Below are 18,172 nucleotides of genomic sequence, written 5' to 3'. Positions count from 1 at the left end.
TTTTTCATTTTTCCCTGCCGTTTCCGATCCTTTCACTTCTCTGGCGCTCATGACGTCTTCATTTCACTCCGACGTATCACCGGCGCAAGGGCGCCTGCTCGAAGTCGAGAACCTGCGGGTGGCGATCGACGCCGGAGGCGCAAGCATCCGCCCCGTGGATGGAGTCGACTTTTTCATTGCTGCGGGTGAGACCTTCGCCCTCCTTGGCGAATCCGGGTGCGGCAAATCGATGACGGCCTTGGCGCTCACCCGTTTGTTGCCTGATGGCGGCCGCATTGCTGGCGGCGACGTCCGCCTGGCCGGGGACAGCCTGCCGGCGCTGTCGGAAGCGCGTATGCGTGATGTGCGCGGCGGGCGGATAGGCATGATCTTCCAGGAACCGTCGACCAGCCTCAACCCAGTGATGAGTGTCGGGGCGCAGATTGCCGAGGCCCTGGCGAAGCATCGTGGCCTGCGGGGGGAGAAGGCCAGAGTCGAGCTTGTCCGTCTGCTGGAGGCGGTAGGAATCCCCGATGCCGTTCACCGCGTCGACGACTTTCCCTTCCAGTTCTCGGGAGGCATGAAGCAGCGGGCGATGATCGCAATGGCGCTGGCGGGGCAGCCCGAATTACTGATCGCCGACGAGCCGACCACAGCGCTGGACGTTACCATCCAGGCTCAGGTCCTCGATCTGCTCAGGCGTCTCCAGGACGAGCGTGGCATGGGCATGTTGCTTATCACGCACGATCTCGGCGTGGTGGCGCGCATGGCGCACCGAGTGGGCGTGATGTACGCGGGTGAGCTGATCGAGACGAGCGGGCGGGAAGCCTTCTTCAGCACGCCCTTGCATCCGTATTCGCGCAAACTGTTCGCCGCCTTGCCGGGAGCGGCCCGTCGCGGTGCCCCCCTGGACGCGCCGACGGGCGGGGTGCCGTCGCTCGATCGCGAGTTCGTTGGTTGCCGCTTCGCCGACCGCTGTCCGCACGCCTTCGACCGCTGCGACGACGAGCCGCCCGCTTGGCATCGACTCGGTGACCAGTCGGTACGCTGCCACCTCTATGAGTCCGTCGCCGTGCCACGCCCGCTGGAGCGTCCTCTTGGGCGCTCCGGTACCACCATGGCCGGTCGGAAGGCCGCCGCGCCGGTGATCGAAGTCCGTGGACTGCGCGTGCACTTCCCGGTAAGAAAGGGGTTGTTGAAGCGCGTGGTTGGCGAGGTCAGGGCGGTCGACGGGGTCGACCTGGCCCTGGTGCCTGGCCGCACGCTGGCGGTCGTGGGGGAATCCGGCTGCGGCAAGACGACTGTCGGAAAGGCCATACTACGGCTGATAGACAGCACCGACGGCGAGATTTTCTTCGACGGCGACAAGCTGGCCGGCGCATCGGCGGCGGCCATGCTGCCGATGCGCCGTGCGGTCCAGATGATCTTTCAGGATCCATTCGCTTCGCTCAACCCGCGCATGCGGATCGGCGAGATCATCGAAGAGGGCATGATCAGTCTCGGCGTCGACAGCGATACCTTGCAGCGACGCCAGCGCGTCGAGGCGCTGCTTGAACGCATAGGGCTCTCGCCGGCGATGCGCCATCGCTACCCGCATGAATTTTCCGGGGGACAGCGCCAGCGAATCGCGATCGCCCGGGCGCTTGCAGTCTCGCCGCGCGCCATCATCTGCGACGAGCCAACCAGCGCCCTCGACGTTTCGGTCCAGGCCCAGCTGCTGAACCTGCTGCGCGAACTCCAGCTAGAACACGGGTTGGCCTACCTTTTCATCACCCACAACATCAGCGTAGTCGAATATCTCGCCGACGAAGTCGCGGTGATGTACCTCGGTCGCATCGTCGAGCGCGGGCCCGTCGACCGTGTGGCGTCCGCGGCAGCACACCCCTATACACGCATGTTGCTTGCATCCGTGCCGCGGCCGGAGGAAACCGAGCATGCCGGTCCGGCAACGGCGACGCCTCCGCCGGCGAGTGATCTACCGTCGCCGTTGGCTCCACCGCCGGGCTGTCATTTCCATCCGCGCTGCCCGCATGCTACCGATATCTGTCGTGTGACTTATCCGGTCGAAACGCGCCTCGGCGGTGCTCACCGGGTGAGCTGTCATTGGCCACGAACCGATGCGCCGATCGCCCGTGGAGCGGAGGAAGCTATCGGCTAGGGGGTTTTGCGGCAGTTTTCGGCTTTTTCGGCGCGACTGACTTGGCTGGCGGTTTGGCGGTCCCCGCTTTGGCGGCAGATTTCACAGGCGCTTTCGCGGTCCTTGCCGTCTTGCTTCTGGCGCTGACCTTGCCCGCGACCTTGCCTGCCCTCTTGCTCGGGGCCGCACGCGGGGCCGTCGTCGGCGCCCTGGAGGTAAAGGTGTTGTTCGGCAGCATGCGGGCGACCTGCAGTGCGCCGCTCGGATCGATGCCGTCCGGTACCAGCAGGGTGTAGCCGGGGCCAGTCTTGCTCTGTGGCGTGAGTCCGTTCAGCTGCAACAATTGCGGTAGGGACAAGCCGTGACGTTGCGCGACCTCGGCCAGCTTTTCCCCGGGCTGAAGTTCGTAGGCATGCCAGCCCTTGCCGGCAAGCTGAAACTCCGACAGGCGCATCTCGACATGAGGGGCTCGATCCACGGGCACGATCAGCGTCTGTCCGGTGCCGGTGATCACGGGTCGATTGAAACCGGGATTGAGCGCGACGAACTCTTCGATCGACATCTCGGCAAGTTTGGCCGCAGTCGCGAGGTCGATGCCCTTGGGCGCTTCGATCGCAACGAAGTGCGCCTCGTTCGGCACGTAAGGCAGTTCGAGGCGGAAGAGTTCCGGCTGAGAAACGATGTTCTTGATCGCCTGTAGCTTGGGGACGTAATTGCGCGTTTCCTCCGGCATGCGCAGTCGCGAATACTCGGTCGGGAGGCCATCCTCGCGGTTGCGCTGGAGCGCCCGTCCCACGGCACCTTCCCCCCAGTTGTACGATGCCAGTGCAAGGTGCCAGTCACCGTGCATTTCGTAGATGCTCTGCAGATAGTCGAGCGCCGCCGAGGTCGATGCGATCACGTCGCGGCGCTCGTCCACCCATTTATCCTGGGTCAGGTTGTAGTTCTTGCCGGTGGAGGGAATGAACTGCCACAGCCCGGAAGCATGGGCGCGGGAGTAGGCCAGGGGGTTGTAGCTGCTCTCCACCATGGGCAGCAGCGCGAGTTCGGTCGGCATGCCGCGCCGTTCCAGCTCGTCGACGATGTAGTAGAGGTAGCGACCGCCGCGCGCGAAGACCTGCTTGAGAAAGGCCGGACGGTTAAGGTAGAACAGCTGTTGCTCGGCAACCAGCGGGCTCTCCAGGTCCGGCATGCCGAAGCCGCGACGGATACGGTCCCAGATGTCGTTGGCGTCGCGCGTGAGATCGAGCGTGAGCACACGTGCCGGCGCCACCGGCGTATCGCTGTCCGATGCCGCCTGCAGACCGACTTTCGGTGTAGTCGCCATCATGCCGGCGGACGGCTCTTGCGCGTGCCCCGGCAAGGGCGCTGCTGCGAGCGCGAAGACGAAAAACAGCGCGAATAGCTTCGCCATTGGACACTCGAGCCGGTAGCGACGAAAAGCGCAAAAGTCTAGCAGAGGGCGCACCTCCCTCAAACGCGATCTTGTAAGCAGTAACGCGCGGCGAGGTGGGCGAACCATACGACAAAAGTTGCAGCGATTCGTGCAGAAATACCGGATGCCCAGCTAAAGAACTGTCGTCCGGCTGTGCACTTGGTAGCATTCGGGCGTCTGTTGCCGTTCGAGGCTTTGTATCACGATCATGAAAGTCCTGGTCATCGAGGACACCGTTACCAGTGCGACCCTGGTGTGTCACCAGCTCACCAAGATGGGCCTTGTTGCGCTGCACGCTCGCGACGGCGAGTCGGGCATCGCGATGTTCAAGCAGGAGCGGCCGGATCTGATCCTGCTCGACATCATCATGCCCGGCATGGATGGGTTCGAGGTCGCGCGATCCATCCGCGAACTCGAGGGCGAAGGTGACTGGACCCCCATCATCTTTCTGACCGCCCGCACTTCCGACGACGATCTGCAGCGCGGCATCGACGTCGGCGGCGACGATTATCTGGCCAAGCCGGTATCCGAAGTGGTGCTCAAGGCCAAGGTGCGTGCCATGCAGCGCATCGCGCAGATGCGTTATTCGCTGCTGGTGCTGACGCGCAAGCTCGATGATGCCAACCGCGAGCTTACCCGCCTGTCGGCGGTTGACGGGCTCACCGGCATTGCCAACCGCCGCCGCTTCGACGAGAGCCTGCTGCGCGAGTGGCGTCGTGCCGCGCGCGGCGGTCTGTCGCTCGCATTGCTGCTGGTCGACGTCGATTCGTTCAAGCAGTTCAACGACGGATACGGCCATCAGGTCGGCGACGAATGCCTCAAGGCAGTCGCGCGGACTCTCGAGCAGAAGCTGCGCCGGCCGACCGATCTGGTCGCACGTTACGGCGGCGAGGAGTTTGCCGCGATCCTGCCGGAAACGTCCGAAAGCGGAGCGCTGGCCGTCGCCGAAGCCATGCGCGCCGGTGTCGAGGGGCTTTCCATTACGCACCGCTTTTCCAGTGCAGCGCCAGTGGTGTCGATCAGCATTGGCGTCGCAACTCTGATCCCGCCGCGCGGGGACGACAACGGATTCATCGCGCTGCTCAAGGCCGCAGACGAAGCGCTGTACCAGGCAAAGGCGGTAGGTCGCAACCGCGTCCAGCTCTACTCGGGCGGCACCCAGGGGCGGGAGGCGCGTATCACTTGAGCATGCAGCGCTTCAACAAACGTGTCGTCCTCGTCGATGACAACGAAGTCATTCGTATGGCCCTGCGTGCCATCCTGCGCCAGGCGGGCTTCAACGTCGTAGCCGAGGGACGCGACGGCGAGGCCGTATGCGAACTCGTCGAACGCATGCAGCCTGATCTGGTGTGCCTCGACGTCGTGATGCCCAAGCGCAATGGTCTTGAAGCGCTTGCGGACCTGAGGGAGCGTTTTCCGCGGGTCAAGGTGCTGATGGTGACAGGTCAGACCGATCGCGAAAGCGTGGGCGAGATGGTGCGCATGGGTGCCGCGGGTATCGTCGTCAAACCGTTCAATGCCGCCCGCGTCGTCGAGATGGTGGAGCGCACGCTCGGTCTCACCCCACAAGCCTGAGTTCGTCGGCACCGGGGCGTGAAAACCGGCGCCTTCCTTCTCAGAAGACGTTCTTCCACTCGCGCAGTGCGGCAAAACACGCCAAGGCATCGACCGGACGCTGGCCGACATGGCGGGTCACCGCATCGATCACCTGCGCCTCGCCTGCACGCAGAAAGGGATTGATCGTCCTTTCGAGCCCGAGCGTACTCGGCAGCGTGGGGCGCCCCTCGGCTCGCAGCGTCTCGCAGCGAGCCTGATAGGCTTCTCGCGCCGGGTTCTCGGGCTCGGTCGCGCGGGCGAAGGCAAGGTTCGACAGGGTGTATTCGTGCGTGCAGTAAACGCGTGTGGCATCCGGCAGGGCGGCAAGACGTGCGAGCGAACCCGACATCTGCTCGGCGGTTCCTTCGAACAGACGACCGCAACCCGCAGAGAACAGTGTGTCGCCGCAAAACAGGGCGTCGGCGCCGTAGTAGGCGATGTGGCCGGCTGTGTGGCCGGGAACCTCGAGCACCTGCAGCGCCAGATCCAGCTCTGGTATCCGCGCTACGTCTCCGTCACTCAGCCTGACGGTAACGCAGTCTATGGCTTCCCTGGCCGGGCCGAACACGGGTATCTGTCGTGCAGTTGTCAGTTCAGCCAAGCCACCGGTGTGGTCATGGTGGTGATGGGTAATGAGCACCGCACACAGCGTCAGCCCATGTTGCGCCAGATAAGCCTCGACCACCGCTGCATCGCCCGGATCGACGGCCACGGCATGGCGGTCGTCGTGCAGCAGCCAGATGTAGTTATCGCGGAAGGCGGGAAGAGGGATAATGTTCATGGTTTCAATTTTGAAGTCCTGATCGCCCATGTCAATCCTCAGCCTGTCGGACTGGCTGGAAACGCCTCAGGGGCGTTACCTGCTCGAATGGGAACAGGCCAGGCTGGACGCGATGGTGGCCGACATCTTCGGCTACAACGCGGTCCAGATCGGCCTCCCCGAAGTCGACTTCCTGCGGATGAACCGGATGCCTTTCCGCTTTACATGCGGCAGGCTGGGTGAAGTCGCGGTGGTGTCGCAGCAGGACGAACTGCCCTTCGCCACGGCCAGCCTCGATCTCGTGGTGCTTCCTCACGTACTGGAGTTCGCCCGGCGTCCGCACCACGTGCTGCGCGAGGTCGAGCGGGTGCTGGTGCCCGAGGGCAGCGTGATCATCTCGGGCTTCAATCCCTTCAGCCTGTGGGGGGTGCGCCGTCTCCTCGCGCGCAAGCGCGGAGCCTTTCCGTGGCAGGGCCAGTACCTCTCGGTGATGCGCATCAAGGACTGGCTGACCCTGCTCGGTTTCGAGATGCAGAGCGGCGGATTCGGCTGCTACACGCCGGCAGTCGGCAGCGCCGAGTGGATCGATCGCTGGCGCTTCATGGACAAGGCCGGCAGCCGCTGGTGGCCGGTCTGTGGCGGAGCCTATGTCGTGCAGGGCATCAAGCGCGTGCAGGGCATGAGGGTGATCACCCCCAACTGGCGGGAAAAGAAGGCGACGGCCAAGCAGCTATCGACCGTTGCCCAGAGAGAGAACGGCGCCAACGGCGCAAGGAAAATACAGTAAATGGAAGAAGTCGAGATCTACACGGACGGCGCCTGCAGCGGCAATCCCGGCCCCGGTGGCTGGGGCGCCATCCTGCGCTCCAATGGGCACGAAAAGGAAATCTGGGGTGGCGAGCCGCAGACCACCAACAACCGCATGGAGCTGACGGCAGTCATTCGCGCGCTCGAGGCGCTAAAGCGGCCGGTGGCCGCCCGTGTTCACACCGACAGCCAGTACGTCCAGAAGGGCATTTCCGAGTGGATACACGGCTGGAAGGCGCGCGGCTGGAAGACCGCTTCCAAGGAACCGGTGAAGAACGCCGATCTGTGGCGCGCGCTCGACGAAGTCGCTTCGCGCCATCAGGTGAAGTGGTTGTGGGTGCGTGGCCATGCCGGCCACGTCGAAAATGAACGCGCTGACGAGCTCGCCCGTCGCGGCACGGAAGCGGCCCGCAAGTCAGGCAGCGTGGTCACGAATTAAGTAACGGAAACATCATGCGACAAATCGTCCTCGATACCGAAACGACCGGCCTGGACTGGCGCAACGGTGATCGCGTAATCGAAATCGGCTGCGTCGAACTGCTTAACCGCAATCTCACCGGCCGCCACTTTCACGTGTTCATCAACCCGGGGCGCGGCATCGACGCCGAAGCAGTTGCGGTGCATGGCATCACCGAGGAGTTCCTCGCCGACAAGCCGAAATTCGCAGCCATCGTCGATGATTTCGAAGCCTTCGTGCGCGACGGCGAATTGATCATCCATAACGCCAACTTCGACGTCGGTTTCCTGAACCACGAACTGAGCCTGCTTGGCCGACCCAAGCTCGACGTGTTGTGCGGCGGCGTGATCGACACGCTGAAAATGGCGAAGGAACAGAATCCGGGCAAGAAGGCCTCGCTCGACGCGCTGTGCGATCGTTACGAGATCGACAACGGCCACCGTACGCTGCACGGCGCCTTGCTCGATGCTGAACTGCTTGCCGAGGTCTACCTGGCCATGACGCGCGGCCAGGAGAGCCTCATCATGGCGCTGGACGAGCCGCAGCCGGGCGCGATGGAGGTAGATGGCCTGCCGGCAGAGCGGATGCCGGTCAGGGTGCTCCGCGCCAATGATGCGGAGTGCGAGGCCCATGTCGCCAACCTTGCGGAAATCGCCAAGGCGAACAAGGGTCTGTGTCTGTGGCTACCGCCGGAAGCCGAGGCGGCCGCAGCCTGAGCGGTGGATGGCCGGCGCGTAAATCTTGGTGCTGCGCCATTTCTCAAAGCATCAAGGCACCGCCGGGCAGGCTGCCGGCCTGCTCCAGGCGTGTCACCGTAGGCAGCAGATCGAGGCCGGTGCGCGTCTTCAGTGCCAGTGCACGTTCGCGCAGCTCGGTGACCGGCAGGCTGATCGACTCCCCAACCGCGCCGAAGGCGACCACGTTGCCGCTGTCGCAGGATGGAAAAGCGATCGCCCTGTCCTCGAACGCGGTGACGACGCGCTCGACACTCGCCTTGTAGCCTTTTGCGCGGCCGAAGAGGTTGACCGCCAGGATGCCGCGGGCCGAAAGCCGGGTGCGCGCGGCTTGGTAGAAGGGCAGGGTGTCGAGCGCGCCCGCGCGGGCGTTGCGGTCGTAGCCGTCGACCAGGATGTAGTCGTAGCTCGCAGCCTTCTCCAGCACGTACTGTGCGCCGTCGCCAATGTGGATGGAAAAGCGCGCGTCCTCGGTCGGCAGGCGGAAGAACTGGCGTGCAGCCGCTACCACCGCAGGTTCGATCTCGACGACCTTGATCCGGGCCTCGGGGCAATGGAGGTGCACGAACTTGGTCAGCGAGGCCGCGCCCAGACCGATGAGCAGGATGCGCTTCGGCCAGTTGTCGATGTCGCGCAGCAACAGGCCGGCCATCATCTCCCGCGTGTAGGCGAGTTCGAGTGCGTTCGGCCTGCGGATCCGCATGGCCCCTTGCACCCAGTCCGAGCCGAAATGCAAGTAGCGGACACCCGCTTCTTCCGAGATGTCGATAGGTGTGCTCATGCGCTCATCCGCTTCAAGGCGTAAAGCTGTTCCAGCGCCTCGCGCGGGCTGAGACTGTCGGGGTCGATTTCCGCCAGGGCCGTCAGCACCGGATGTGACAGTGGCACATCTTCGAGTTCCGGCAGCGCCGCGAACAGGTCGGGCTGGGGGCCGTTGCCGATTTCGCGGTTCTCCAGCGCGCGCAGACGGCGCTTCGCATCGCGGATGACTGCCGCCGGAATGCCCGCCAGGGCGGCGACCTCTATCCCGTAGCTCTGACTGGCCGGCCCTTCCTCGAGTGCGTGCAGGAAGACAATGCGGTGCGCGTGTTCCACGGCATCGAGATGCACGTTGGCGCACTCCGGGTACTCGGCGTTGAGCCGGGTCAGCTCGAAATAATGGGTCGCGAAGAGCGTCAGGCTGCGGTTTTTTTCCAGCAGGTGCCGGGCGATGGCGAAGGCGAGCGCCAGGCCGTCGAAGGTGGAGGTACCGCGGCCGATCTCGTCCATCAGCACCAGGCTTTGCTCGGTCGCGCCATGCAGGATGGCGGACGCTTCGGTCATCTCGACCATGAAGGTCGAACGGCCGGAGGCAAGGTCGTCCGAAGCGCCGATGCGGGTGAAGATCGCATCCAGCGGCCCCAGGCTTGCGGCCTGGGCCGGCACGAAGCTACCCACATGCGCCAGCAGGCAGATCAGCGCCACCTGCCGCATGAAGGTCGATTTGCCGCCCATGTTCGGACCGGTAATCATCAGCATACGGCGCGTCGGCGCCAGCCGGGCTTCGTTCTGGATGAAGTTCTCGACCTGGCGCTCGACCACCGGATGGCGGCCGCCGGCGATACTGATGCCGGGCTGTTCGACAAAGACCGGGCACACGTAGGCGTAGCGCAGGGCCGCTTCGGCAAAGGCGGCGAGCCCATCCAGCGTTGCCAGCCCGCGTGCGACCCGCTGCAACACCGGGATGTGCGGCGCCAGCTGGTCGAGTACGCCGTCGTACAGCTGCTTCTCGCGCGCCAGGGCGCGCTCCTGCGCCGACAAGGCCTTGTCCTCGAACGCCTTGAGTTCGGGTGTGATGTAGCGCTCGACGTTCTTCAGCGTCTGGCGGCGGCGGTAGTCGTCCGGCACCTTGTCGGCGTTGGCATGGCTCACCTCGATGTAGAAACCATGCACCTTGTTGAACTCGACCTTGAGGCTGGCAATGCCGGTCCGCTCGCGCTCGCGGACTTCGAGTGCCATCAGGAACTCGCCGCAGTTGGTCTGGATGCCGCGCAACTCGTCGAGTTCGGCGTCGAAACCCGGGGCGATGACACCGCCGTCGCGCACCATCGCGGCCGGCTCATCGGCGATCGCATGGCTTAGCAGTTCGACCGCGTCGGCGGGGACGTGCAGCGTCCCGGCAATCTCGGCGAGCAGGCCGTTCGCTGCCGCCGCCAGTATGTGCCCGAGGCCCGGCAGCTGGAACAGGCTGTCGCGCAGGGCCGAGAGGTCGCGCGGACGGGCGCTGCGCAGCGCGATCCGTGCGGTGATGCGGTCCACGTCGGCAACGCCGCGCAAGGCGGTCCGTACCGCCTGAGCGAGCTGGCCGTCGCCATCGCCGACCAGCTCGCCGACAGCTGCCTGGCGTGCTGCCGGAATGTGGCGGTCGCGCAGGGGATGATGCAAGGCGTGACGCAACCAGCGCGATCCCATGCTGGTGACGCAGGTGTCGAGCAGGGAAAGCAACGTGGGAGCGGCTTCGCCGCGGAGTGTTTCGGTAAGTTCGAGGTTGCGGCGGGTGGCCGCATCCAGCCGCAGGTATTCCGATTCCCGCTCCAGCGCCAAGCCGGTGATGTGGGCCAGGCTCTGGCGCTGCGTCGCCTTCGCGTAATCGTAGAGCGCAGCTGCCGCGCCGAGTGCGACCGGCGCATTCTCGACCCCGAAGCCGGCCAGATCGCGTGTTCCAAAGTGCCCGGTAAGCAGGCGGGTGCCGGTTTCGCCGTCGAACTGCCAGTCGGCCAGGCGCCGGAGGGCCGGCGCGAGGGTTTCGATCAAGGGCAGCGCAAGACCGTCTGGAATCAGCACTTCCGCGGGGCGCAACCGCTCGAACTGCGCCTGCAGCGATTCGGCGGGGCATTCCATCAGGCGCAGATCGCCGTTGGCCAGGTTCAGCCAGGCCATTCCGAGCACGCCGCGGTGCAGGTTGGCCGCCAGCAGCAGGGCATCGCGCCTGTCGTCGAGCAGCGCCGCATCGGTCAGCGTTCCGGGCGTGACGATGCGGCTGACCGCGCGCTCCATCGGGCCTTTGGTCGCACCCGGTTCGCCGACCTGTTCCGCGATCACGACGGATTCGCCGAGCTTCACCAACCGGGCGAGATACTGCTCGAGCGCATGGAAGGGCACGCCTGCCATGCGGATCGCTTGCCCCGCGGACTGGCCGCGCGTGGTCAGCGTGATGTCCAGCAGACGTGCAGCCTTCTCGGCGTCTTCGAAGAAGAGTTCGTAGAAGTCGCCCATCCGGTAGAACAGCAGGGTGTCCGGGTGCTGTTCCTTGATGCGCAGGTACTGCTGCATCATTGGAGTGTGGCTTTCGATGTCTCGGGCGGGCGGGGAAGGGCGGTTGTCATCGGCCGTGGCGCTCCGGGCGCGATTTCATGAGAGTCGGAAAAACAGCGCCCGCCGCGTACGCCACAAGGACGCAGGCGGCGGGCGCCGGGATATGGCCGTCAGGCCTGCAGGCTGGCCGGGCGGTAGGACTGGATGATGGGCAGCAGCTGGCCGAAGACCTTGGGCGTGCCGGCAACGACGTTGCCCGAGGTGAGGTAGTTCGCTTCGCCCGCGAGATCGGAGATCAAACCGCCGGCTTCCGAAATCAGCAGCGCTCCGGCCGCCATGTCCCAGGGCGACAGGCCGAGCTCCCAGAAGCCGTCGATACGGCCGCAAGCCACGTAGGCGAGATCGAGCGCGGCCGAGCCCGGACGGCGGATGCCGGCCGACTTCTGCGTCAGTTCGCGGAACATCGCCAGGTAGGCGTCGACGTGGTCGAACTGGCGGTAGGGAAAGCCGGTGCCGAGCAGGGCCTCATTGAGCCGGTTGCGGCGCGACACGCGAATACGGCGGTCGTTGAGAAAAGCGCCGCTGCCACGCGTCGCGGTGAAGAGCTCGTTGCGGTTGGGATCGTACACCACGCCGTGTTCGAGCACGCCGTTCTTGGTGAGCGCGATCGATACAGCGTACTGCGGGAAGCCGTGGATGAAGTTGGTGGTGCCATCCAGCGGATCGATGATCCACACGAACTCGCTCTCGCCGCCGTTCGCCGGGGCGAGCTCCCCGGACTCCTCTGCTAGAATCCCGTGCCCCGGATAAGCCTCGCGCAAGACCTCGATGATCGCTTCTTCGGCCGCGCGGTCCACTTCGGTGACGAAATCGTTCGGTGACTTCGATTGCACGCTGAGCAAGTCGAGCTGGGTCGAGGCCCGGTTGATGACGGTAGCGGCCCGACGGGCGGCCTTCACGGCGATGTTGAGGATGGGATGCATGCGGGTCGGTCTCGGCAATAGGGGTAGGGCAGGACACCGATGAAGCGTCCGGCCCGGCCGCAATCAATTACGTAAAACGCGGAATTTTAGTATGAATGGCGCTCTTGCGCTTGACCGTATCCGCATCGTGCTGTCGCGGACCAGCCATCCGGGCAATATCGGCGCCGCTGCACGTGCGATGAAGACCATGGGCTTGTCGCAACTCTGGCTTGTTTCCCCCGAGTCCTTCCCCGATCCGGTTGCCGATGCCCGGGCGTCCGGTGCGGGCGATCTGTTGCAGTCGGCGCGCGTGGTCGGCTCGCTGCGCGAGGCGCTGGAAGGTACGGTGCTGGCCGCCGCCGTTACCGCCCGCAGGCGCGAACTGGCGCTGCCGCGCCGCAATGCGCGCGACGCGGCACTCGAACTGGTCGGCTATGCCGAGCAGGGCGACGTCGCGCTCGTGTTCGGCAACGAGACCAGCGGCTTGTCGAACGAGGATGTGCTGCTGTGCGGCATGCCGGTGACCATCCCGACCAATCCGGATTTCTCCTCGCTCAATCTCGGCGCTGCGGTACAGTTGCTGAGCTACGAGGTGCGCATGGCGGCCTTGCAGCCGCGGCTTGACGCCGAGCCCCAGCCGCGCCTGGCGACCCACGATGAAATCGAAGGCTTCTTTGGGCATCTGGAACAGGCGGTCACGGAGAGTGGGTTTCACGAACCGGCCAATCCGCGCCGTCTGCTACCCCGTCTGCGTCGGCTGTTCGGTCGCATCCGCCTCGAGAAAGAGGAAATCGGCATCCTGCGCGGCATGCTGACTAGCTTTCAGCGTAAAGTTGATTAAAATAGTCGGAAATTAAATATCGCTCGGCGCCACCGAAGGGCCTCGCGCGATCTCGTTCCCGGTTACCCCGTTTCCAGTCAGTCGAAGGATCCACAAGCATGTTCAGCCACCTGCGTGAAGACCTGGCCAGTGTTCGCGAGCGCGATCCCGCAGCCCGATCGACGTGGGAGGTACTCACCTGTTATCCCGGTGTGCATGCGCTGATCTTCCATCGCCTCGCTCATGCCGCCTGGCGGCGGCACCTCTACTGGCTGGGGCGCTTCATCAGCCACGTCAGCCGTTTCCTGACCGGGATCGAGATCCATCCGGGCGCCACGATTGGCCGTCGTGTGTTCATCGATCACGGCATGGGTGTAGTGATAGGGGAGACGGCCGAGATCGGCGACGATTGCACCATCTATCAGGCAGTCACGCTCGGCGGTACTTCGCTCTATCGCGGCACGAAGCGGCACCCGACGCTGGGCAAGGGCGTGGTGGTGGGCGCGGGGGCCAAGGTGCTCGGCGGCTTCACCGTGGGTGATGGCGCCAAGATCGGCTCCAATGCGGTGGTGGTGAAGCCGGTGCCGGCGGGGGCTACGGCAGTCGGCAATCCGGCGCGGGTTCTCGATCCCGAGCGCGACAGCGCGCGCGAGCAGAAGGCCGAACAGATGGGCTTCTCGGCATATGGGGTAACGCGCGACATGGACGACCCGGTTTCCAAGGCGCTGCATGGCCTGCTAGATCATGCGGTGGAAACCGACAGGCGCTTCCAGTGTCTTCTTGAACGCCTTGCGGTTGCCGGCATCGACCTCGACAAGGCGGTCGAATCCGCTGACGGCTTCGATGCGAACCGGCTGTCCAAGATGGTCGATTGAATGGTTTGATCCAGGTCATTAGTTGACCGATTTTGTCGGGATAAGTATAGTCGAGCGAAACGTTTGGGTATTTTCCCAACGGCATCCTGCGACACCCTCCGTCGACCATTCAAGGAGCCACCATGAGACTCACCACCAAGGGGCGCTTCGCCGTCACCGCGATGATAGACCTGGCTTCGCGCCAGGCCGAAGGCCCGGTCACGCTGGCCGGTATCGCGGATCGCCAGAAGATTTCCCTGTCCTATCTCGAACAGCTGTTCGGCAAGCTGCGCCGCCACAAGCTGGTGACCAGCGTGCGCGGACCGGGCGGTGGCTATCGCCTTGCACGCGAGATGGCGACCATCACCGTGGCTGACATCATCATCGCCGTCGATGAGCCGCTCGATGCCACCCAGTGCGGCGGCAAGCAGAACTGTCACGACGAACACCGTTGCGTGACCCACGACCTGTGGGCAAACCTGAACAAGCGCATGTACGCGTATCTGGATTCGGTTTCGCTGGGCGCGCTGGTCCAGCGTGAAATCAAGCCTGATCCGGACATGAACGTGCTGAAGGACGTGCGCCGCCGGGCTGCCATCGCGCTGCGCGAAACCGCTGCGGCCTGAGGGCGGAGAAGGATGTTCAAGCCGGCCTATCTCGACTGGAACGCGACCACGCCGCTTGATCCGGCGGTGCGAGAAGCCATGCTCCCCTGGTTGGGTGCAGGCTTCGGCAATGCGTCGAGCCGACACGAGTACGGCCGGCAGGCGAGGGCGGCGATCGACGAGGCCCGCGCCAGGGTGGCCGCCGCCCTCGGCGCGCATCCGACCGAGGTGGTATTCACCAGTGGCGGATCCGAAGCCAACAACCTGTTCATCAAGGGCGCTGCGGCCGTCATGAAGACGGGCCTGATCGCAGTCAGCGCCATTGAGCATCCCTGCGTGCGCGAACCGGCGCGCCAGTTGCGCCGCAGCGGATGGGCGATGCGCGAAATCGCGGTGAACGGCGATGGCGTGATCGATCCGGCCAGTTGGCAGGCGACCCTGGAAGCGCGACCGGCGTTGATCTCTGTGATGCTGGCCAACAACGAGACCGGTGTCGTCCAGGACGTCGCCACGCTGGCGGCAGCCGCGAGGCCGGCAGGCGCCTGGTTTCATACGGACGCGGTGCAGGCCCTGGGCAAGTTGTCGCTGGATTTTCGCCGGCTGGGTGTGCATGCGCTGACCGTGTCGGCACACAAGGTTGGCGGGCCGCTGGGAGCTGGCGCTTTGGTGCTGGACAAGCGTGTCGAACTCGCACCGCTGATCGCCGGCGGCGGGCAGGAGCGCGGCCTGCGCTCCGGCACCGAGAACGTGGCTGCCATCGTCGGCTTTGGCGTGGCCTGCGAACGCGCCCACGCCCGACAGGCCGACGAAGCGCAGCGTCTTCTGCGCTTGCGTGAACGCGTCGAGGCTGGCGTGGCCGCTTTGGGCGCCCGGATATTTTCGGCAGGCGCGACGCGATTGCCGAATACCGTGTTTTTCGCGCTGGAGGGGCTCGATGGTGAAACCCTGGTCGGCAAGCTCGACCGTGCGGGATTTGCGGTTGCCAGCGGCTCGGCATGCTCGAGCGCGAACCCGGAACCGTCCCACACGCTATTGGCGATGGGCGTGGAGGCGGACATCGCGCGCGGCGCGGTCCGGGTCAGCCTGGGACGCGACACAACCGACGAGGACGTTGCCGGCTTCATCGCCACGCTGGGCCGCATCGCCAACGAATTGAGACAATTGACCGCAATGACGGTCTGACTGTACGAAACGATCTGCTTACGGAGTGACGCAATGTTGAAGTTCCCGATCTACCTCGACTATTCGGCCACCACGCCGGTCGACCCGCGGGTGGCGGCGAAGATGATTCCCTGGCTTACCGAGCAATTCGGCAACCCGGCCAGCCGTTCGCATGCTTTCGGCTGGGCGGCGGAGCAGGCGGTCGAGGAAGCGCGCGAAGAGGTTGCGAAGCTGGTCAATGCCGACGCGAAGGAGATCATCTGGACTTCCGGCGCGACCGAATCCAACAACCTGGCGATCAAGGGCGCTGCGCACTTCTACCAGGGCAAGGGCAAACACATCATCACGCTCAAGACCGAGCACAAGGCGGTGCTGGACACTGTGCGCGAACTCGAGCGCGAAGGCTTCGAGGCCACCTACCTCGATGTTCGGGAAGATGGCCTGGTCGATCTGGAGGTGTTCAAGGCCGCGCTCCGTCCGGACACGATCCTGGTTTCCATCATGTTCGTAAACAACGAGATTGGCGTGGTTCAGCCGATTGCCGAGATCGGCGAGATCTGCCGCGACAAGGGCATCGTGTTCCACGTCGATGCGGCACAGGCTACCGGCAAGGTCGACATCGACCTCGCCAGGCTCAAGGTCGACCTGATGAGCTTCTCTGCGCACAAGACCTACGGTCCCAAGGGCATCGGCGCGCTCTACGTGCGTCGCAAGCCGCGCGTGCGTCTCGAAGCGCAGATGCACGGCGGCGGCCACGAGCGCGGTCTGCGCTCCGGCACGCTCGCCACCCACCAGATCGTCGGCATGGGCGAAGCCTTCCGCATCGCCCGCGAAGAGATGGTCGAGGAAAACGCCCGTATCCGCCGCCTGCGCGACAAGCTGCTCGCCGGGCTGACCGACATCGAGGCCACCTACGTCAATGGCGACCTCGAACATCGCGTGCCGCACAACCTCAATATTTCCTTCGCCTATGTCGAGGGCGAGTCGCTGATCATGGCGATCAAGGACATCGCGGTGTCGAGCGGTTCGGCCTGTACCTCGGCCAGTCTGGAGCCTTCGTATGTGCTGCGCGCACTTGGCCGCAACGACGAACTGGCACATAGCTCGATCCGGTTCACGATCGGCCGTTTCACCACCGAAGAAGAGATCGACTACACCATCGACCTGCTGCACAAGAAAATCGGCAAGCTACGCGAGCTTTCGCCGCTGTGGGAAATGGTGCAGGAAGGCGTGGATCTGAATACCGTGCAGTGGGCTGCTCACTGAGCGGCCGGGCACATCCAGCAGGAGAGAGAAAATGGCATATAGCGACAAGCTTCTGGATCACTACGAAAACCCGCGCAACGTCGGTTCGTTCGCCAAGGACGACGAAGGCGTGGCAACCGGCATGGTCGGCGCCCCGGCCTGTGGCGACGTGATGAAGCTGCAGATCAAGGTTGGCAAGGATGGCGTCATCGAGGATGCCAAGTTCAAGACCTACGGTTGCGGTTCCGCGATCGCCTCGTCCTCGCTCGTCACCGAGTGGGTGAAGGGCAAGACGCTGGACCAGGCGCTGGAGATCAAGAACACGCAGATCGCCGAAGAACTGGCGCTGCCGCCGGTGAAGATCCATTGTTCCATCCTCGCCGAGGATGCGATCAAGGCTGCAGTCGCCGATTACAAGAAGAAGCACGAAGCCTGATTACGGGAGAACCGAGATGGGAGTGAGCCTCTCCGAAAGTGCTGCCAAGCACGTCGCCAACTTCATCAGCAAGCGCGGCAAGGGTCTGGGTATCCGCCTTGGCGTGCGCACCTCTGGCTGTTCGGGCATGGCCTACAAGCTCGAGTTCGTCGATGAGAAGCACGACGAGGACCTCGTCTTCGAGAGCCACGGCGTGCAGGTTATCGTCGATCCGAAGAGCCTGCCTTATATCGACGGAACCGAACTCGATTTCGTGCGCGAAGGCCTGAACGAGGGTTTCAAGTTCAACAACCCGAACGTCAAGGACGCCTGCGGCTGCGGCGAAAGCTTCAACGTCTGACCGCGGCGCGTACATGAGCATCGACCTCCAGCAGGATTTCTTTGGCCTGTTCGGGCTGCCCCGACGTTACCGGCTGGACGAGGCCGCGCTCGAAGCGGCCTGGCACGAACTGCAATCGCAGGTGCACCCTGACCGCCATGCACATCTGCCGGATGCCGAGAAGCGGCGTTCGATGCAGTGGGCAACGCGTGTGAACGAAGGCTTCCGCGTGCTGCGAAAGCCTTTGACGCGTGCGCAATACCTGCTTGAACTCGCTGGCGTGGATGCCGGAATCGAAACTAATACCGCGATGTCGCCCGAGTTCCTGATGGAACAGATGGAGTGGCGCGAGGCGGTGGAAGAGGCGCGTGACGCCGCCGAGATCGAGGATCTCGAACAATTGCACCAGCGCCTGCGCCAGCATGCGCGCGAGGTGCTCGGCGGGCTGGAGCGGGCCCTCGACGATGACGGCGACTACGTTGCGGCGGCGGATACGGTGCGCCGGCTGATGTTCATCGAAAAACTCCAACACGAGATCGACGACGCCCTAGAGGCGCTCGAAGACTGACAG

General features: G+C 64.4%; 19 protein-coding genes. 14 read left to right on the top strand and 5 right to left on the bottom strand.

All coding sequences use genetic code 11. From position 1 onward, the window contains the following. The first annotated feature begins 49 nt into the window (after positions 1-49). Entirely contained in the window at positions 50-2,137 is a 2,088-nt protein-coding gene (locus tag CJ010_RS13235; protein ID WP_141018470.1) for a dipeptide ABC transporter ATP-binding protein, read from the top strand. On the opposite strand, the gene CJ010_RS13230 is transcribed toward CJ010_RS13235, so the two are convergent. Then, positions 2,127-3,530 (bottom strand): transglycosylase SLT domain-containing protein, encoded by a 1,404-nt coding sequence (locus CJ010_RS13230; RefSeq protein WP_141018469.1) that lies wholly within the window; start codon positions 3,528-3,530, stop codon positions 2,127-2,129. The two genes, CJ010_RS13235 and CJ010_RS13230, sit on opposite strands and share 11 nt — an antisense overlap. Before the next feature lie 229 nt (positions 3,531-3,759). Between CJ010_RS13230 and CJ010_RS13225 the strand changes: the two genes are divergently transcribed. Both CJ010_RS13225 and CJ010_RS13220 read left to right on the top strand, forming a co-directional pair. Continuing rightward, positions 3,760-4,737, top strand: coding sequence for a diguanylate cyclase (locus CJ010_RS13225; protein ID WP_141018468.1), 978 nt, complete (start codon positions 3,760-3,762; stop codon positions 4,735-4,737). A gap of 2 nt (positions 4,738-4,739) precedes the next feature. Further along, a complete protein-coding gene (locus CJ010_RS13220) occupies positions 4,740-5,126 on the top strand; it encodes a response regulator (RefSeq protein WP_141018467.1) in 387 nt (128 codons plus the stop codon). Between the two features lie 40 nt (positions 5,127-5,166). Here CJ010_RS13220 and gloB read toward each other — a convergent pair whose 3' ends face one another. Next, a complete protein-coding gene (gloB, locus tag CJ010_RS13215; protein ID WP_141020692.1) occupies positions 5,167-5,928 on the bottom strand; it encodes a hydroxyacylglutathione hydrolase in 762 nt (253 codons plus the stop codon). 28 nt (positions 5,929-5,956) lie between these two features. Here gloB and CJ010_RS13210 point away from each other — a divergent pair, with 28 nt between their 5' ends. Genes CJ010_RS13210 through dnaQ form a run of 3 tightly spaced genes read left to right on the top strand, consistent with a single transcriptional unit; the run spans position 5,957 to position 7,887 of the window. After that, a complete protein-coding gene (locus CJ010_RS13210; protein WP_141018466.1) occupies positions 5,957-6,694 on the top strand; it encodes a class I SAM-dependent methyltransferase in 738 nt (245 codons plus the stop codon). Continuing rightward, positions 6,695-7,153: a ribonuclease HI gene (rnhA, locus tag CJ010_RS13205; protein ID WP_141018465.1), complete on the top strand. Its 459-nt coding sequence runs from the start codon at positions 6,695-6,697 to the stop codon at positions 7,151-7,153. 14 nt (positions 7,154-7,167) lie between these two features. Then, positions 7,168-7,887 (top strand): DNA polymerase III subunit epsilon, encoded by a 720-nt coding sequence (dnaQ, locus tag CJ010_RS13200; RefSeq protein ID WP_141018464.1) that lies wholly within the window; start codon positions 7,168-7,170, stop codon positions 7,885-7,887. A 43-nt stretch (positions 7,888-7,930) separates the two neighbouring features. On the opposite strand, the gene CJ010_RS13195 is transcribed toward dnaQ, so the two are convergent. From CJ010_RS13195 to CJ010_RS13185, 3 genes are all read right to left on the bottom strand, one after another. Further along, on the bottom strand, positions 7,931-8,686 hold the full coding sequence (locus CJ010_RS13195) for a fused MFS/spermidine synthase (protein WP_141018463.1): 756 nt from the start codon (positions 8,684-8,686) through the stop codon (positions 7,931-7,933). Continuing rightward, positions 8,683-11,220 (bottom strand): DNA mismatch repair protein MutS, encoded by a 2,538-nt coding sequence (mutS, locus tag CJ010_RS13190; RefSeq protein ID WP_168224948.1) that lies wholly within the window; start codon positions 11,218-11,220, stop codon positions 8,683-8,685. The genes CJ010_RS13195 and mutS overlap by 4 nt, the downstream gene beginning before the upstream one ends. Before the next feature lie 149 nt (positions 11,221-11,369). Next, positions 11,370-12,182, bottom strand: a complete 813-nt coding sequence (locus CJ010_RS13185) for an inositol monophosphatase family protein (protein WP_141018462.1) — start codon at positions 12,180-12,182, stop codon at positions 11,370-11,372. 91 nt (positions 12,183-12,273) lie between these two features. On the opposite strand from CJ010_RS13185, the gene CJ010_RS13180 reads away from it, so the two are divergent. The 8 genes from CJ010_RS13180 (at position 12,274) to hscB (ending at position 18,169) form a co-directional block, all read left to right on the top strand. Continuing rightward, positions 12,274-13,002 (top strand): RNA methyltransferase, encoded by a 729-nt coding sequence (locus tag CJ010_RS13180; protein WP_141018461.1) that lies wholly within the window; start codon positions 12,274-12,276, stop codon positions 13,000-13,002. Between the two features lie 98 nt (positions 13,003-13,100). Continuing rightward, the gene (gene cysE / locus CJ010_RS13175) at positions 13,101-13,856 is read left to right on the top strand and encodes a serine O-acetyltransferase (protein ID WP_141018460.1); all 756 of its coding nucleotides are present in this window, start codon (positions 13,101-13,103) and stop codon (positions 13,854-13,856) included. A 122-nt stretch (positions 13,857-13,978) separates the two neighbouring features. Beyond that, entirely contained in the window at positions 13,979-14,461 is a 483-nt protein-coding gene (gene iscR, locus CJ010_RS13170; protein WP_141018459.1) for a Fe-S cluster assembly transcriptional regulator IscR, read from the top strand. 12 nt (positions 14,462-14,473) lie between these two features. Then, positions 14,474-15,622 (top strand): cysteine desulfurase family protein, encoded by a 1,149-nt coding sequence (locus CJ010_RS13165; RefSeq protein WP_141018458.1) that lies wholly within the window; start codon positions 14,474-14,476, stop codon positions 15,620-15,622. A 36-nt stretch (positions 15,623-15,658) separates the two neighbouring features. Next, complete coding sequence (locus tag CJ010_RS13160) at positions 15,659-16,867, top strand: IscS subfamily cysteine desulfurase (RefSeq protein ID WP_205754982.1); 1,209 nt, start codon at positions 15,659-15,661, stop codon at positions 16,865-16,867. A gap of 31 nt (positions 16,868-16,898) precedes the next feature. Further along, positions 16,899-17,282, top strand: a complete 384-nt coding sequence (gene iscU / locus CJ010_RS13155; RefSeq protein WP_141018456.1) for a Fe-S cluster assembly scaffold IscU — start codon at positions 16,899-16,901, stop codon at positions 17,280-17,282. Positions 17,283-17,298: 16 nt separating this feature from the next. Continuing rightward, complete coding sequence (gene iscA / locus CJ010_RS13150) at positions 17,299-17,622, top strand: iron-sulfur cluster assembly protein IscA (protein ID WP_141018455.1); 324 nt, start codon at positions 17,299-17,301, stop codon at positions 17,620-17,622. A 13-nt stretch (positions 17,623-17,635) separates the two neighbouring features. Further along, complete coding sequence (gene hscB, locus CJ010_RS13145; RefSeq protein ID WP_141018454.1) at positions 17,636-18,169, top strand: Fe-S protein assembly co-chaperone HscB; 534 nt, start codon at positions 17,636-17,638, stop codon at positions 18,167-18,169. Positions 18,170-18,172 lie beyond the last annotated feature (3 nt).

The organism is Azoarcus sp. DD4, from assembly GCF_006496635.1.
Taxonomy (GTDB): Bacteria; Pseudomonadota; Gammaproteobacteria; order Burkholderiales; family Rhodocyclaceae; genus Azoarcus.
Note: the sequence above shows the minus strand (reverse complement) of the source record. Positions and strands in the feature narration are given on the sequence as shown.

What these genes read in the sequence shown, in the direction of transcription:
- CJ010_RS13235 (WP_141018470.1), top strand. Translation starts at nt 50, where the DNA reads ATGACGTCTTCATTTCACTCCGACGTATCACCGGCGCAAGGGCGCCTG.
- CJ010_RS13230 (WP_141018469.1), bottom strand. Translation starts at nt 3,530, where the DNA reads ATGGCGAAGCTATTCGCGCTGTTTTTCGTCTTCGCGCTCGCAGCAGCG.
- CJ010_RS13225 (WP_141018468.1), top strand. Translation starts at nt 3,760, where the DNA reads ATGAAAGTCCTGGTCATCGAGGACACCGTTACCAGTGCGACCCTGGTG.
- CJ010_RS13220 (WP_141018467.1), top strand. Translation starts at nt 4,740, where the DNA reads ATGCAGCGCTTCAACAAACGTGTCGTCCTCGTCGATGACAACGAAGTC.
- gloB (WP_141020692.1), bottom strand. Translation starts at nt 5,928, where the DNA reads ATGAACATTATCCCTCTTCCCGCCTTCCGCGATAACTACATCTGGCTG.
- CJ010_RS13210 (WP_141018466.1), top strand. Translation starts at nt 5,957, where the DNA reads ATGTCAATCCTCAGCCTGTCGGACTGGCTGGAAACGCCTCAGGGGCGT.
- rnhA (WP_141018465.1), top strand. Translation starts at nt 6,695, where the DNA reads ATGGAAGAAGTCGAGATCTACACGGACGGCGCCTGCAGCGGCAATCCC.
- dnaQ (WP_141018464.1), top strand. Translation starts at nt 7,168, where the DNA reads ATGCGACAAATCGTCCTCGATACCGAAACGACCGGCCTGGACTGGCGC.
- CJ010_RS13195 (WP_141018463.1), bottom strand. Translation starts at nt 8,686, where the DNA reads ATGAGCACACCTATCGACATCTCGGAAGAAGCGGGTGTCCGCTACTTG.
- mutS (WP_168224948.1), bottom strand. Translation starts at nt 11,220, where the DNA reads ATGATGCAGCAGTACCTGCGCATCAAGGAACAGCACCCGGACACCCTG.
- CJ010_RS13185 (WP_141018462.1), bottom strand. Translation starts at nt 12,182, where the DNA reads ATGCATCCCATCCTCAACATCGCCGTGAAGGCCGCCCGTCGGGCCGCT.
- CJ010_RS13180 (WP_141018461.1), top strand. Translation starts at nt 12,274, where the DNA reads ATGAATGGCGCTCTTGCGCTTGACCGTATCCGCATCGTGCTGTCGCGG.
- cysE (WP_141018460.1), top strand. Translation starts at nt 13,101, where the DNA reads ATGTTCAGCCACCTGCGTGAAGACCTGGCCAGTGTTCGCGAGCGCGAT.
- iscR (WP_141018459.1), top strand. Translation starts at nt 13,979, where the DNA reads ATGAGACTCACCACCAAGGGGCGCTTCGCCGTCACCGCGATGATAGAC.
- CJ010_RS13165 (WP_141018458.1), top strand. Translation starts at nt 14,474, where the DNA reads ATGTTCAAGCCGGCCTATCTCGACTGGAACGCGACCACGCCGCTTGAT.
- iscU (WP_141018456.1), top strand. Translation starts at nt 16,899, where the DNA reads ATGGCATATAGCGACAAGCTTCTGGATCACTACGAAAACCCGCGCAAC.
- iscA (WP_141018455.1), top strand. Translation starts at nt 17,299, where the DNA reads ATGGGAGTGAGCCTCTCCGAAAGTGCTGCCAAGCACGTCGCCAACTTC.
- hscB (WP_141018454.1), top strand. Translation starts at nt 17,636, where the DNA reads ATGAGCATCGACCTCCAGCAGGATTTCTTTGGCCTGTTCGGGCTGCCC.